Source organism: Streptomyces beijiangensis (assembly GCF_017315755.1).
Classification (GTDB): Bacteria; Actinomycetota; Actinomycetes; order Streptomycetales; family Streptomycetaceae; genus Streptomyces; species Streptomyces beijiangensis.
Genome location: NZ_JAFLRJ010001748.1, coordinates 1 through 297, shown reverse-complemented (window position 1 = coordinate 297; position 297 = coordinate 1). Strand labels below are relative to the sequence as shown.

The 297-nt window shown below is 67.0% G+C and carries 1 protein-coding gene; it reads right to left on the bottom strand.

The features are described 5' to 3' along the window. The coding region (locus J0695_RS43495; protein WP_206970310.1) for a cytochrome P450 at positions 1–297 on the bottom strand (297 nt) is incomplete at both ends.

Here is a 297-nt window from a genome sequence, read left to right as displayed (position 1 = left end):
CGACTCCGGTGGCGCGCAGGCCGGTCTCGCCCGCCGCGAGGGACTCCTGGAGGGGCGCGCGCTGGTCAGGGTTCTGGAGGAGGGTGTGGACGCCGTTGCCGATCAGATTGACCGTCGTCTCGAAGCCGGCGAAGAGAAGGATGAACGCCATCGCCGCTGCTTCGTTCTCGGTGAGGTGCTCACCGTCGTCCGAGGCGCGGATGAGGTGGGAGATCAGGTCGTCGCCGGGGTTCTCGCGCTTGCGGTGGATGAGTTCGGCGAGGTAGTTGCGCATCTTCTTGACGGAGCGTGCGACAC